Source organism: Cognatishimia sp. WU-CL00825 (assembly GCF_040364665.1).
Lineage (GTDB): Bacteria > Pseudomonadota > Alphaproteobacteria > Rhodobacterales > Rhodobacteraceae > Cognatishimia.
This window is the reverse complement of sequence record NZ_BAABWX010000001.1, coordinates 1125997-1140148: the sequence shown is the minus strand read 5'-3', so window position 1 is coordinate 1140148 and position 14152 is coordinate 1125997. Positions and strand designations below refer to the sequence as shown.

Sequence of the window (14152 nt, the reverse complement as noted above, 5' to 3'; positions counted from 1 at the left end):
ACATGAGAGGGGAGCCGAGTATTGGAGATAACCCATGATGTTAATGGAAGAGACCCAAATTGCCGCTGCGGCTTTGCCAATTGCGGACCTGAAGGCGCATTTGCGGCTTGGGACCGGGTTTGCCGACGAGGCGATTCAAGACGGTGTTTTGGAGGGGTTTTTGCGCGCAGCCCTGGCGGCCATAGAGGCGCGTACAGGGCAGGTTTTGATTGCCCGTGACTTTAGTTGGCTGTTGACGCGTTGGCGCAAAACCGCAGGGCAGGTTTTGCCGGTGGCACCGGTCAATGTGGTGAGCGAATTGCGTTTGATCGATGCTGACGGCGCGGAAACAACGGTGGATGTTGCGCAATATTGGTTGGAACCAGATGGGCTTCAGCCGGTGTTACGCCCGCGCAACGCCTGTTTGCCGACCATTGCAAAAGCGGGTCAGGTGCAGCTGTTCTTTAACGCTGGTTTTGGCCCCGCCTGGAGCGATGTGCCGGTGGATTTGCAGCAGGCGGTGTTGCTGTTGGCGGCGCATTATTATGAATTTCGCCATGAAACCGCCTTTGGTGGCGGCTGTATGCCCTTTGGGGTTACCAGTTTGATTGACCGCTATCGGCCCCTGCGGATCGGTTTTGAGGACGTGTCATGAGCGGGCCGGTTTTGAACCGCAAACTGACCCTGCAAGAGGCGCAGAAAGTCACCGACGAGGCCGGTGGGTTTACCGAAACCTGGGTGGATCTTGGGTCGCTGTGGGCCGAGGTTAAACCCCGCACCGGGCGAGAACGGGCGCGGGCGCGCAAGGGTGTGGGTCTGTCGCGGGTGGATTACCGCATCACGGTGCGGGCCGCAGAGTTTGGCGCCCCGTCGCGACCTGTGGCAGGCCAGAGGTTTCGCGAAGGAACACGCTTGTTTCGCATTCTGGCGGTCACCGAACAGGATTCTGCAGCACGGTTTCTGACCTGCTTTGCAACAGAGGAGATCGTGGCATGAGCTATGGCGTTTCCGTCGCTTTGCAATCAGCAATTTACCAATGCTTACAATCTGATGCAGCACTTAATAGTTTGATTGGCACCGCGGTTTTTGACGAGGTTCCGGGGGGCACAATTCCTTCTACTTACGTGACTTTGGGACCGGAAATTGCCCTGGATCGCAGCGACAAGACCGATGCGGGCGCATTGCACAGATTTACCGTCTCGGTGGTCAGCGATGCGCCGGGGTTTTCCAACAGTAAAGCGGTTGCCGTGGCGGTCAGCGATGCGCTGCACCAGACCGCCCTAGGTCTGTCGCGCGGGCATTTGATCTCTTTGGTGTTTGAGCGGGCGGCGGCGAGCCGCGAGGAAGCCGCGAATTTGCGGCGCATAGATCTGCGGTTTGCGGCGCGGGTCGAGGACAACTGAAATTCAATTTCTGGAGGCTGATCTTATGACGGCACAAAACGGTAAGGATCTATTGATCAAAGTCGATATTCTGGGTGACGGCACCTTTGAAACCATCGCGGGCCTGCGGGCAACCCGCATCAGTTTTAATGCGGAAAGTGTTGATGTGACCTCGTTGGAAAGCCAGGGCGGTTGGCGCGAATTGCTGGCCGGGGCCGGGGTTAAGACCGCGGCGATTTCCGGGTCGGGCGTCTTTAAGGACGCCAGCACTGACGAGCGCACACGCCAATTGTTCTTTGACGGCGAGATCCCCGATTTTCAGGTGATAATCCCCGATTTCGGCACGGTCGAGGGCGCGTTTCAGGTGACCTCATTGGAATATGCCGGCAATTTCAACGGTGAAGCGACCTATGAATTGGCCCTGGCGTCGGCCGGTGCGCTGAGCTTTGTGGCGGCGGTTTAGATCATGGCAAACCCTTGGGCTGGCGAAGTCGCTTTGGAGCTAAATGGCACCCCCCATGTGTTGAAACTGACATTGGGGGCATTGGCAGAGTTGGAAGATCAGCTTGCGGCGGGTTCTTTGGTGGAACTGGTGCAGCGGTTTGAAAGCGGGGCGTTTTCCAGTTCGGATGTTTTGGCCTTGGTCTGTGCTGGGTTGCGCGGTGGTGGCTGGACAGGGCAGCAGGCTGATTTGCTGACAGCCGACATCGCCGGGGGACCTGTGAAAGCCGCGCGGGTGGCCGCCCAGTTGCTGGCCCAGGCCTTTACGGTGCCGGGGGGGCAACATGACGGGGTTTGACTGGCCGGGCCTGATGCGTGCGGGCCTGCGTGGTTTGCACTTAACTCCGCGCGAGTTCTGGCAGCTGACACCAGCTGAATTGGCACTGATGTTGGGACAAAGCAGTGGTCCTGCGCCCATGGGCCGCGCGCAATTGGATGCGTTGTTACAGGCCTATCCGGACAAATCAGAGGTGAATGAATGACAGATTTTGAAAACATAGAAACTCTGGGGACGCAGCTGGAAAATCTGGATGCGCAGGCCGGGGATGCGGCGCAGATGGTGGCTGCGTTTTCGGGAGAAATGCAAAAGGTGCGGCTGGGGCTACAGTCCACCGGCGGCGATTTGCAGACGCTTGAGAAGGGCTTGCGTAAAGGTCTGCGCAAGGCCGTGGACGGTGTGGTGCAAGAGGGCGACAGCCTAAGCGAGGCCCTGCGCAATGTGGTCAGCGGCGTGATCAGCGCGGCCTATGGTGCCGCGGTCAAACCGGTGACAGATCATTTTGGTTCGCTGCTGGCGCGGGGCATCGGCGGGATTTTTGGTGGGCTTTTGCCTTTTGAAAATGGAGCGCCGTTTTCCCAAGGGCGGGTCTTGCCCTTTGCCAATGGCGGCATAGTGGCTGGGCCAACGACCTTTCCAATGCGTGGCGGGCTTGGCCTGATGGGTGAAGCAGGCCCCGAGGCCATTATGCCGCTCGCGCGGGGGGCTGACGGCAAGCTGGGGGTGCGTGGCGGGGGCGGGCGATCGGTGCAGGTCGTGATGAATATCCAAACGCCAGATGTGCAAAGTTTTCAGCGCTCTCGCGGCCAAATCGCCGCGCAAATGGGCCGGGCTTTGGCGCAGGGTCAACGCAATAGGTAAGGGGATAAGGATGGCTTTTCACGAGGTGCGGTTTCCCGCAAATCTGAGTTTTGGATCCATCGGTGGGCCCGAGCGTCGCACCGATGTTGTGACCCTGACCAATGGGTTTGAAGAGCGTAATACACCCTGGGCGCATGCCCGGCGGCGCTATGATGCTGGCGTTGGCATGCGGTCCTTGGATGACATAGAAACCCTGATTGCGTTTTTTGAGGCGCGCCAGGGCCAGTTGCACGGGTTTCGTTGGAAAGACTGGTCAGATTTCAAATCATCCGTGGCTTCGGCCGAGGTGGATTTTCGTGATCAGGTGATAGGGGTTGGTGACAGTGTGCAAACCGCATTTCCGTTGCTGAAAACCTATCAATCCGGTGAACAGTCCTATGGGCGTCCAATCAGCAAGCCGGTGGCTGGCACGGTGCGGATCGGCGTGGCCGACAGCGAGCAGCAAGAGGCGGTGCATTATACGGTGGATCTGGCCCATGGGCTGGTGATGTTCAATGATCCGCCGGGGCTGGGGGAAGAGGTCAGCGCGGGGTTTGAATTTGACGTGCCGGTGCGGTTTGACACCGACCGGATTCAGACCAGCGTTGCCAGTTTTCAGGCGGGTGACATGCCCAATGTGCCTGTGGTCGAGGTGCGTGTGTGATGGGGATATCAGCAGATTTTCAAACGCATTTGGACGGCGGCCACACAACTTTGGCGCGGTGTTGGCAAATTTTGCGCAAAGATGGGGTTTTGCTGGGGTTTACCGATCATGATAACGATCTGAATTTTGCCGATACGGTGTTTCGGGCAGACACCGGATTGACGGCGTTGGCACTGGACCAAAGTACGGGTTTGTCAGTCGATAATTCTGAAGCGCTTGGGGCGCTGAGCGATGCGTCGATTCAGGATGTCGATATCGAAGCCGGGCGCTTTGATAGCGCCAAAGTGACGGCCTGGGTTGTGAATTGGGCAGATGTGGCGCAGCGCCGGGTGGTGTTTCGCGGCAGCATTGGTGAAATCCAGCGCGGTGGCGGCGGGTTTCGCGCAGAACTGCGCGGCTTGACGGACCCTCTGAACCAACCCAGCGGTCGGGTGTTTCAAAAGCCCTGTACCGCCGTGCTTGGGGATACATCTTGCCAGATCGATCTTGGGGAAGTGCAGAATTTTGCAGATGTGGTGGTGGAAGAGATCACAGAGCAGCGGGTTTTGCGATTTGGGGCGCTGACTGAATATGCCGAAGGCTGGTTTGATCGCGGGCGGCTTGATGTGCTGTCAGGTGCTGCGGCGGGCCTGACTGGCGTGATCAAACAGGATCGTTTTGCAGGTCCTGTCCGGCGGGTGGAACTTTGGGCCCCGATCAAAGCCCAGATTGCGGTTGGCGATCAAGTGAGGCTGATTGCAGGCTGTGACAAACGCTTTGCGACCTGTCGTTTCAAATTCGGCAACCATTTGAACTTTCAGGGGTTTCCAGATGTTCCGGGCGATGAGTGGATCTCGACTTTGCCACGTGATGGCGAGGTGAATGACGGCGGGAGTTTACGCTCGTGAGCGCGATGGGGGATCAGGCGGTGGCTGTGGCGCGGCGCTGGATCGGCACGCCCTATGTGCATCAATCAGCCTGCATGGGGGCGGGCACCGATTGTCTGGGGTTGATCCGGGGTGTCTGGCGCGGGCTTTATGGCCAAGAGCCAGAACAGGCCCCGGCCTATTCACGAGACTGGTCAGAGCCAGAGGGGCGCGAACGTCTATGGCAAGCAGCGCAGCGGCATTTGAGCGCGAAAGCGCTGTCTGATGCGGCCTCGGGGGATGTTCTGTTGTTTCGGATGCGCAGCTCTGGAGTCGCCAAACACATGGGCGTGCAGGCACTGACCGGCACGCATCCCAGTTTCATACACGCCTATAGCGGCCATGCGGTGCTGGAAAGCCCGCTTAGTCGCCCCTGGGCGCGGCGCATTGTGGCGCGGTTTGCATTTCCCGAGGAGTTAAACTGATGGCAACTTTGGTATTATCTGCAGCAGGCGCAGCCATTGGTGGCGCAGTTGGCGGGGCAGCGCTTGGGCTGTCATCGGTGGCGATAGGTCGATTTGCTGGCGCGTTACTGGGCAACGCCATTGATCAGCGCGTTATGGGGCAGGGGTCTGATGCCATTGAAACGGGGCGCATCGACCGCTACCGCATCACCGGTTCAGCCGAGGGCCACGCGATCTCGCAGATCTATGGGCGTATGCGCATTGGTGGCCATGTGATCTGGGCCAGCCGTTTTCAGGAAAACATTGCATCCAGCGGCGGCGGCAAAGGCGCTCCAAGCCAGCCCAAACGCAATGAATACAGCTATTCCGTTTCTCTGGCGATTGCCCTTTGCGAAGGAGAAATCAGCGGCGTGACCCGTCTTTGGGCGGATGCCAATGAAATTGCCCTAAGCGATGTGACGATGCGGGTGTATCGCGGCGATAAAACCCAATTGCCCGATGCCAAAATAGAGGCCGTAGAGGGGGCAGGCACGGTGCCCGCCTATCGCGGCACCGCCTATGTGGTGTTTGAAGATCTGGATCTGGGCCCTTATGGCAACCGAATTCCGCAGTTTTCCTTTGAGGTCAGCCGACCGTCCCCTTCAGCTCAGGCTGAGGCCGCCATCGAACCCACCTTTGCCACCCAGGCCGTGGCGCTGATTCCGGGATCTGGGGAATACAGCCTGGCCAAGGAACCGGTCTATTACGCGTTAGATACGGCGTCACATCGGGCGGCGAATTTAAACGCACCATCAGGTCAAACGGATTTTGTGACTGCAATGGGCGCGCTTGAAACCGAATTGCCCAATTGCAACTCTGTCTCTTTGATTGTCAGCTGGTTTGGCGACGACCTTAGATGTGGCGAATGCACCATCCAGCCCAAGGTCGAAACCCAGCAATATGACGGCAGTCTGCCCTGGCAGGTCGCCGGGATCGACCGCAATTCCGCAAGCGTAATTGCCCAGCAGCAAGATCGCCCGATCTATGGCGGCACCCCGGCAGATGCAACGGTTTTACAAGCCATTTCCCATCTAAAGGATCAGGGTAAAGAGGTGATGTATTATCCCTTTATTTTGATGGATCAATTGGCTGAAAATGGCTTGGCAGACCCCTATAGCGAGGCTGGCGATCAGGCGTTTCTGCCTTGGCGTGGGCGTATTACCTTGTCCAAAGCGCCGGAGCAGCCTGGATCACCTGATGGCACAGCACAGGCCGAGGAACAGATCGCGACGTTTTTTGGCACCGCAAATGCTGCTGATTTCTCTGTGTCAGACAATGATGTGGCCTATAGCGGCCCTCAAGAATGGCGCTACCGGCGGTTTATCTTGCATCAAGCTGCACTTTGTGCGGCTGCGGGCGGGGTGGATGCCTTTTGCATTGGGTCTGAAATGCGCGGATTGACCTGGCTGCGTGGGGCCTTGGGACAGTTTGAGGCCGTAGCGCAATTGGTTGATCTGGCAACTGAGGTCCGTGCCTTGTTGGGGCCAAACACCAAGATCGGCTATGCAGCTGATTGGAGTGAATATTTTGGTTATCAGCCTCAGGATGGTTCCGGCGATCTGTATTTTCACCTTGATCCGTTATGGGCGGATGCAAATATCGATTTTATTGGCATTGATAACTATATGCCGCTGTCTGATTGGCGCGACGGCAAAACCCATTTGGACGCGGACTATGGCTCGATTTACGCCTTGGATTATTTGCAATCCAATATCGAAGGCGGTGAAGGCTATGACTGGTTTTACCATTCACCAGAGGCCGAAGCTGCCCAGATCAGGACCGCGATAACCGATGGCAGCTATGCGGAACCCTGGGTTTATCGCTATAAAGACCTGCGCAACTGGTGGCAAAACGATCACCACAACCGCATCGCTGGCACACGGCAATCCACAGCAACGCCCTGGGTGCCACGGTCTAAACCCATTTGGTTCACTGAATTGGGCTGCGCGGCCATCGACAAGGCGACTAACCAGCCCAACGTGTTTCTTGATCCCAAATCCGCCGAGTCCAAGTTGCCCAAATATTCCAACGGGCAAAGGGATGAATATATTCAAACCCAATACCTTAAGGCCATGTTTGGCTATTGGGGTGATCCTGCGAAAAACCCCATCTCGCCAGAATATGATGGGCGCATGATTGATATGTCCAAGGCCTTTGTCTGGGCATGGGATGCGCGGCCCTTTCCACGCTTTCCGCAGAATAAATCGCTGTGGAGTGATGGGGGGAACTATGATCGTGGCCATTGGGTCTCGGGCCGCACCACACACCGCACCCTGTCGTCGGTGGTGCGCGAAATTTGTGATTGTGCACAAGTGGTTCACTATGATGTTTCAGGGCTGCACGGCATGGTGCGCGGCTACGAAGTAGATCAGGTCGGTGAACCGCGACGCGCATTGCAGCCTTTGATGCTGCAATACGGTTTTGACGCGGTGGAACGCGATGGCGTGTTGCATTTTGTTATGCGTGGCAACAGCGCCCCCCACGTCCTGAGCAAGCAAGCTCTGGCGGTGCATTCGGAAATTTCCGGTGATTTAGAGCACACGCGCTTGTCCGCCGCAGAGATGGCTGGCCGGGTTCGGGTGAACTATGTCGAGGCCATGGGCGATTTTCACGTTCAATCCGAAGAAGCCATATTGCCGGACGAAGAAACCCACGGCGTGGCGGTGTCTGAACTCAACCTATCGCTATTGCGCGGCGAAGCCCGTCAGGTTGCGGAAAAATGGTTGATGGAATCTCGCGTGGGCCAAGATGTGGTGCGGTTTGCCTTGCCAATGTCGCGGCTCGGGGTTTCGGTTGGCGAATTGGTTCAACTGACTTCGCAACAGGGGCTTGAGGTGCTGTATCGTATTGATCGTATCGAAACGGGCCAAGAGCTGTTGGTCGAGGCGGTGCGCGTTGAACCAAGCGTTTATGATAAAACAGAATTGGAAAATGACAGTCCGCGACTGTCGGATTTTGTTGCGCCGTTGCCGGTTAAGCCGTTGTTCATGGATCTGCCATTTCTGACCGGGGACGAGATCCCGCATGCGCCGCATCTTGCGATTGCTGCACAGCCTTGGCCGGGAGTAATCGCCCTTTATGACAGCACCAGCGAAAGTGATTTCCAATTGAATCAGCTTGTGACCACCCAGCCCACCGTGGGGGTGCTAGAAACAGCGCTTTCTGCGGCTGACCCCGGGCGTTTAGACCGTGGGACAGCGCTGCGCCTGCGTTTGATATCAGGCAGCTTGGAAAGCATTTCGCATGCCGCTTTGTTAAACGGAGCCAATGCAGCGGTCATTGGCGACGGCACACCTTCGAATTGGGAAGTCATTCAGTTTCAGACCGCCAACCTTGTGGGGCAAAAAACCTATGAAATTTCCCAAAGATTGCGCGGTCAGCTTGGCAGTGATGCCTTGGACAGCACCAATTGGCCAGCAGGGTCATGGTTTGTGCTGTTAAACGCCGTGCCCGAGCAAATTGATCTTGCCGCTGCTACGCGCGGGGTTCTGCGCAGCTATCGGGTCGGCCCGGCGCAACAGCCTTTGGACCATGCATCATATGTTCAGGAAAGCCACAGTTTCGCGGGCAATGGCTTGCGTCCTTATGCGCCGGTTCACCTTGATTTGACCGCCGAGCCAGAGGGGAGCATTGCAGCCAGTTGGGTGCGCCGCACGCGCATAGATGGTGACAGTTGGGACGGCCCCGAGGTGCCGCTTGGCGAAGAAGCAGAGCTTTATATTGTGCGGGTATTTGAAGGCGCTGATTTGCGGCGTGAAGTTCAGGTCAGCACCCCAGAGTGGCGGTATAGTATTGCTGATCAAATTGCTGATGGCGTGGCTGGGTTGCTGCGATTTCAGGTCACCCAGGTTTCGGCGCGATTTGGCGAAGGCCTGGGCACTTCGCAGGTGATTTCAACATGACAGTGATCTGGTCAAGCAATGCGCCTTATATTGATTGGTGACGTAATGACAATGGCGCGCGCGCTGATGGCGGTGCGCACAGAAAACCCGGCGCGCCTGTGCCAAAAGTGGTGCGCAGAGGCCGAAGCCGCTGATAAATACCGCAAGAAATTTCAGCGCGCCCACCCAAGATGGGGCAACGGCAGTTTAATGGCCCGTGCCTGTCTGCAAACGCCAACAGCATTGGCGGGCGTGTCGGTTGACAACCCCGCCTATTGTCAGGCGTTGGCAGTGGTCCTGACGACGCTGGCGGATTGGCGTCGCTCCAAACACCGCCGATCTGGGCGCAGCTAGAAACCGCGAGGATCTGCGTGCTAACTGGCCGCGACGCAATTGCAGGAAACACCTGTTTCTGCGGGGCTGAATTCGCAGAAAGATTTCCCTGATTTGCGCATTCTCACTTGCATTTAGATTTGTGATCCTGTCCACAACATCCTTGAATTTGCCTCATTTTCCCTAAGTAGTGTAGGGTCGGGCATGAGAGGAGTCAGTGATGGCAGAAAGACACCCACATATTGCAGAGCTAGACCCGGTATGGGTTCGGATCTTGCGCGAGGGCCAAGAGGCTTTGCAAGAAGAGCCACTGTTGGGCGGTTTGGTGCATTCTTCAATTCTGCACCACAAGTCGATTGAACAGGCGCTCAGCTACCGCGTGTCGCTTAAATTGGCATCTGCGGAAATGTCCGAACAGCTGCTGCGCGAAATCTGCGACGAAGCCTACCAAAGCGATCCCTCTTTGGCGATGTCGGCCCGGGCCGACATTATGGCGGTCAATGATCGCGACCCCGCCTGCCACAGGTTCATTCAGCCCATGCTGTTTTTCAAAGGCTTCCAAGCGGTGCAAGCCTATCGCGTGGCCAATTGGCTATGGCGCGAAGGTCGCAACGATATGGCCTATTTCTTCCAGATGCGCAGTTCCGAAGTGTTTGGCATTGATATTCACCCGGCGGCCACAATTGGCAAAGGTCTGATGATTGACCATGCCCATTCGATTGTGATCGGCGAAACTGCGGTTGTGGGCGACAATGTCTCGATGCTGCATTCGGTCACCCTTGGCGGCACCGGCAAAGAAGAAGAAGACCGGCATCCGAAAATCGGCGACGGCGTGCTGATCGGGGCAGGGGCCAAGGTTTTGGGCAATATCAAAGTGGGCAATTGCTCGCGCATTGCCGCTGGCTCTGTTGTGCTTGAAGAAATCCCACCCTGCAAGACCGTGGCAGGTGTGCCAGCGCGAATTGTTGGCAATGCCGGATGTGAGCAGCCTGCGGTCTCTATGGATCAAATCTTAGATCACTAAGCGCCGATCACCTTTCGCGAACACTTTGCTGCGGCCCCATCTGGGGCCGTGAACATTTGAACAAAGGACATTCCATGACACGCACCACAAACGGCAACGGCAAAACCTATGACAGCATCTTGGATACCATCGGCAACACGCCGGTCATTCGCATCAATCGGCTTGCGCCCGACCATGTGAACCTGTTTGTCAAAGCCGAAGCCTTTAACCCGGCAGCCTCTGTCAAAGACCGTTTGGCCGTCAATATCATCGAGGCCGCCGAAGCCTCTGGCGCGCTGAAACCCGGCCAAACCGTGATCGAAGCCACCAGTGGCAACACGGGCATCGGCCTTGCTATGGTCTGCGCCGCCAAAGGCTATCCACTGGTCTTGACGATGGCGGAAAGCTTTTCGATAGAGCGACGCCGACTGATGCGCTTTCTTGGCGCAAAAGTCATCCTGACGCCCAAGGAACAAAAGGGCTTTGGTATGTATCAAAAGGCCAAAGAGCTTGCCGAGGCAAACGGCTGGTTTCTGGCGTCGCAGTTTGAAACCAGTGCCAATGCTGACATCCATGAAAACACCACGGCCCGCGAAATTCTGGCCGATTTCCAAGGCAAAAAGTTAGATTATTTCGTCAGCGGCTATGGTACCGGCGGCACGGTCACCGGCGTGTCGCGTGTGTTGCGCCGCGAAAGCCCTGACACCAAGATCATCCTGACCGAACCTGCCAATGCTGCCCTGATCGAAAGTGGCACGGCGCAAGACCGCAACGAAAATGGCCAGCCTGCTTCCAGCCACCCGGCCTTTGCGCCTCATCCCATCCAAGGTTGGACCCCGGATTTTATCCCGCTTGTGCTGCAAGAGGCGCTGGACAACGACGGCTTTGATGCATTGCTACCTGTCGCGGGTCCCGATGGCATCGCTTGTGCGCGCGATTTGGCCCAAAAAGAGGGCATCTTTACCGGTATTTCCGGTGGCTCCACTTTTGCTGTGGCCTTGAAAATTGCTGCGGATGCGCCTGCCGGGGCCAATATTCTGTGCATGTTGCCCGACACCGGCGAGCGCTACCTCTCGACGCCACTTTTTGAAGGCGTAGAGGCCGATATGAACAGTGACGAGCTTGAATTGATGCGCTCTACACCCGGTTTCCACTTGGGTTAATAGCGCCAATTGGACAGGCAAAAGGGGCCGCAAATTCGCGGCCCCTTTTGGTTTGTACATCAAGAATGCAAACTATGCCGGATCAGGCCAGCATCATCATTGGGTTTTCTAGATTTGCGACAATCGCATTCAGCAAATTTGCCCCAACCGCACCATCAATCACCCGGTGATCCACCGACATTGTCACCGACATAACAGTGGCAACAGCCAATGCGCCGTCTGCATCAACGACAGGTTTTTTAACACCTGCACCCACCGCCAAAATACCCGCATGGGGTGGGTTCACAATGGCATCAAAATTATCGATGCCAAACATCCCCAAATTCGAGATCGCAAAGCTGCCACCTTGATATTCGCTGGGGGCCAATTTGCGATCGCGCGCGCGTCCCGCCAGGTCTTTCATCTGGGCAGACAGCGCTGAAAGGGATTTCATTTCAGCATCTTGCAACACTGGCGTGAACAAACCGCCCTCGATAGCAACCGCCACCGCAACGTCACTGGCCTTCATCTGCAACACCCGATCACCGGCCCAAACCGCATTGGCTTCGGGCACAGATTGCAACGCCAAAGCCACCGCTTTGATGATGAAATCATTCACAGATAATTTCACGCCACGCTCTGCCAATTGCTTGTTCAGATCAGAGCGGAACTTCAACAGCGCATCCAGTTGTATATCACGTCGCAAATAAAAATGCGGAATGCTTTGCTTGGCCTCTGTCAGGCGCGCCGCAATGGTTTTGCGCATGCCATCCAAAGACACTTCTTCAAACGCGCGTCCTTCATACATGCGCGCCACAACATCCGCAGAGGGACCCGAGGCCATAGCCGTTGCCGCCGGTGCTGTCTGCGCCGCAGGTGCCGTCACCGGGGCAGAGGCCGCAACTGGCGCAGCATCAGCGGCCAGAACATCTGCCTTAACGATGCGCCCCTTGGGACCAGAGCCTTGCAAACTGGCCAAATCAACCCCTTTGTCCGCCGCAATACGACGCGCCAAAGGCGAGGCAAACACCCGCCCCCCATCGGCGCGCTTGGCTGCGGCCGGGGCAGGGGCAGCGGATTCGGCTGCTGCCGGAGCCACAGCAGGTGCTGCTGTTGCAACCGGGGCCGCAATGGCGCCAGCGGGCTGTGCAACCGCATCGTCACCCTCTTCCAGCATGATGGCTATTGGCGTGTTCACTTTCACGCCTTCACTGCCTTCCGCCACCAGAATTGCACCCATGGTGCCTTCGTCAACCGCTTCAAACTCCATGGTGGCCTTGTCGGTCTCGATCTCGGCAATGATGTCGCCAGAGCTGACCTCATCGCCTTCTTTCACCAACCATTTCGCCAAAGTGCCTTCTTCCATCGTCGGAGAAAGCGCGGGCATCAAGATTTCTACTGCCATGGTCTTTCTCCTTACCGATAAGTCACTTGTTTGACCGCAGCAATCACGTCATCCGTGGTCACCAAGGCCAGTTTTTCAAGGTTTGCCGCATAGGGCATTGGCACATCTTTGCCGGTGCAGTTGATCACGGGCGCATCCAGATAATCAAAGGCCTTTTCCATGATCGTTGCCGACAGGTGGTTGCCAATCGAGCCAACAGGCCAGCCTTCTTCGACGGTCACACAACGGTTGGTTTTCATCACCGAGGCCAGCACCGTGTCATAATCAATCGGCCGCAAGCTGCGCAGATCAATCACTTCGGCAGAAATGCCGTCTTCGGCCAATTTATCTGCGGCTTCCAAGGCATATTGCATGCCAATGCCAAAGCTGACGAGGGTCACATCCGTGCCTTCGCGCCAGACACGCGCCTTGCCAATTGGCACAGTGAAATCATCCATGACCGGCACATCAAAGCTGCGGCCATAAAGGATTTCATTTTCCAAAAAGATCACCGGATTCGGATCACGAATAGCAGATTTCAACAGGCCTTTGGCGTCGCTTGCCGAATAGGGCATCACGACTTTCAAACCGGGCACCATGGAATACCACGCCGCGTAATCTTGTGAATGCTGCGCACCCACGCGCGCCGCCGCCCCATTGGGGCCCCGAAAGACAATCGGGCAGCCCATCTGACCACCAGACATATACAATGTCTTGGCCGCCGAGTTGATGATCTGATCAATCGCCTGCATGGCAAAGTTAAAGGTCATGAATTCTACGATCGGCTTCAGCCCCGCAAAGGCCGAGCCAACTGCAATACCGGCAAACCCGTGTTCGGTGATCGGCGTATCGATGATCCTTTTGCTGCCAAATTCATCAAGCAAACCTTGAGAGATCTTATAGGCCCCCTGATATTCAGCAACTTCTTCGCCCATCAAATAGACATCTTGTTCACCGCGCATCTCTTCTGCCATTGCGTCGCGCAAAGCTTCGCGCACGGTTGTTTTGCGCAGCTCAGTGCCCGCAGGCCAGTCCGGCTCTAGGTTCATCACTGGCACAGGCTCTGTTGTCGCGCCCGCGGCTACGGGCACCGCCGCCTGTGCCGGTGCAGGCGCGTCGCTTGCAGCAACCGGGGCCGAGGTCTGGGCAGGGGCCGCACCGGCCTCTTCACCATCTACCAGAAGCGTGGCAATAGCTGTGTTCACCGCCACATTCTCGCTGCCCTCAGCCACCAGAATGTGACCGATTTTGCCCTCGTCAACCGCTTCAAATTCCATGGTCGCCTTGTCGGTTTCGATTTCAGCAAGGATGTCACCAGAGCTGACCTCATCGCCTTCCTTGACCAACCACTTCGCCAATGTGCCTTCTTCCATTGTGGGGGAAAGCGCGGGCATCAAAATTTCAATAGCCATCGTTAT

Annotated in this window: 16 protein-coding genes; 14 read left to right on the top strand and 2 right to left on the bottom strand. The window is 56.7% G+C overall.

Annotated features, from left to right (window positions below; genetic code table 11):
* Positions 1-34 precede the first annotated feature (34 nt).
* The 14 genes from ABXG94_RS05630 (at position 35) to cysK (ending at position 11371) form a co-directional block, all read left to right on the top strand.
* On the top strand, positions 35-634 hold the full coding sequence (locus ABXG94_RS05630; protein ID WP_353532828.1) for a head-tail connector protein: 600 nt from the start codon (positions 35-37) through the stop codon (positions 632-634).
* The gene (locus ABXG94_RS05625; protein WP_353532827.1) at positions 631-975 is read left to right on the top strand and encodes a phage head closure protein; all 345 of its coding nucleotides are present in this window, start codon (positions 631-633) and stop codon (positions 973-975) included. The genes ABXG94_RS05630 and ABXG94_RS05625 overlap by 4 nt, the downstream gene beginning before the upstream one ends.
* Positions 972-1382, top strand: a complete 411-nt coding sequence (locus ABXG94_RS05620) for a DUF3168 domain-containing protein (RefSeq protein WP_353532826.1) — start codon at positions 972-974, stop codon at positions 1380-1382. Before ABXG94_RS05625 ends, ABXG94_RS05620 begins: the two co-directional genes overlap by 4 nt.
* Before the next feature lie 25 nt (positions 1383-1407).
* Positions 1408-1824 (top strand): phage major tail protein, TP901-1 family, encoded by a 417-nt coding sequence (locus ABXG94_RS05615; protein ID WP_353532825.1) that lies wholly within the window; start codon positions 1408-1410, stop codon positions 1822-1824.
* A gap of 3 nt (positions 1825-1827) precedes the next feature.
* Positions 1828-2160: a gene transfer agent family protein gene (locus ABXG94_RS05610; protein ID WP_353532824.1), complete on the top strand. Its 333-nt coding sequence runs from the start codon at positions 1828-1830 to the stop codon at positions 2158-2160.
* Positions 2147-2344 carry a rcc01693 family protein gene (locus ABXG94_RS05605; RefSeq protein ID WP_353532823.1) on the top strand — a complete coding sequence of 66 codons (198 nt, stop codon included), beginning with the start codon at positions 2147-2149 and terminating at the stop codon, positions 2342-2344. The genes ABXG94_RS05610 and ABXG94_RS05605 overlap by 14 nt, the downstream gene beginning before the upstream one ends.
* Entirely contained in the window at positions 2341-3000 is a 660-nt protein-coding gene (locus ABXG94_RS05600) for an RcGTA-type gene transfer agent tail tape measure protein (RefSeq protein ID WP_353532822.1), read from the top strand. The genes ABXG94_RS05605 and ABXG94_RS05600 overlap by 4 nt, the downstream gene beginning before the upstream one ends.
* A gap of 10 nt (positions 3001-3010) precedes the next feature.
* Entirely contained in the window at positions 3011-3643 is a 633-nt protein-coding gene (locus tag ABXG94_RS05595; RefSeq protein ID WP_353532820.1) for a phage distal tail protein, Rcc01695 family, read from the top strand.
* A complete protein-coding gene (locus tag ABXG94_RS05590; RefSeq protein ID WP_353532819.1) occupies positions 3643-4530 on the top strand; it encodes a phage/gene transfer agent baseplate hub protein in 888 nt (295 codons plus the stop codon). Before ABXG94_RS05595 ends, ABXG94_RS05590 begins: the two co-directional genes overlap by 1 nt.
* Before the next feature lie 5 nt (positions 4531-4535).
* Positions 4536-4973, top strand: a complete 438-nt coding sequence (locus ABXG94_RS05585; protein WP_502901694.1) for an NlpC/P60 family protein — start codon at positions 4536-4538, stop codon at positions 4971-4973.
* The gene (locus ABXG94_RS05580) at positions 4973-8893 is read left to right on the top strand and encodes a baseplate multidomain protein megatron (protein WP_353532817.1); all 3921 of its coding nucleotides are present in this window, start codon (positions 4973-4975) and stop codon (positions 8891-8893) included. The genes ABXG94_RS05585 and ABXG94_RS05580 overlap by 1 nt, the downstream gene beginning before the upstream one ends.
* 18 nt (positions 8894-8911) lie before the next feature.
* Positions 8912-9226, top strand: a complete 315-nt coding sequence (locus ABXG94_RS05575) for a DUF7742 family protein (protein WP_502901679.1) — start codon at positions 8912-8914, stop codon at positions 9224-9226.
* Positions 9227-9425: 199 nt separating this feature from the next.
* The gene (cysE, locus tag ABXG94_RS05570) at positions 9426-10229 is read left to right on the top strand and encodes a serine O-acetyltransferase (RefSeq protein WP_353532815.1); all 804 of its coding nucleotides are present in this window, start codon (positions 9426-9428) and stop codon (positions 10227-10229) included.
* Between the two features lie 74 nt (positions 10230-10303).
* Positions 10304-11371 (top strand): cysteine synthase A, encoded by a 1068-nt coding sequence (gene cysK, locus ABXG94_RS05565; protein ID WP_353532814.1) that lies wholly within the window; start codon positions 10304-10306, stop codon positions 11369-11371.
* 82 nt (positions 11372-11453) lie between these two features.
* On the opposite strand, the gene ABXG94_RS05560 is transcribed toward cysK, so the two are convergent.
* Together ABXG94_RS05560 and ABXG94_RS05555 are read right to left on the bottom strand one after the other, a co-directional pair.
* Positions 11454-12755 (bottom strand): pyruvate dehydrogenase complex dihydrolipoamide acetyltransferase, encoded by a 1302-nt coding sequence (locus tag ABXG94_RS05560; protein ID WP_353532813.1) that lies wholly within the window; start codon positions 12753-12755, stop codon positions 11454-11456.
* An 11-nt stretch (positions 12756-12766) separates the two neighbouring features.
* A complete protein-coding gene (locus ABXG94_RS05555) occupies positions 12767-14146 on the bottom strand; it encodes a pyruvate dehydrogenase complex E1 component subunit beta (protein WP_353532812.1) in 1380 nt (459 codons plus the stop codon).
* Positions 14147-14152 lie beyond the last annotated feature (6 nt).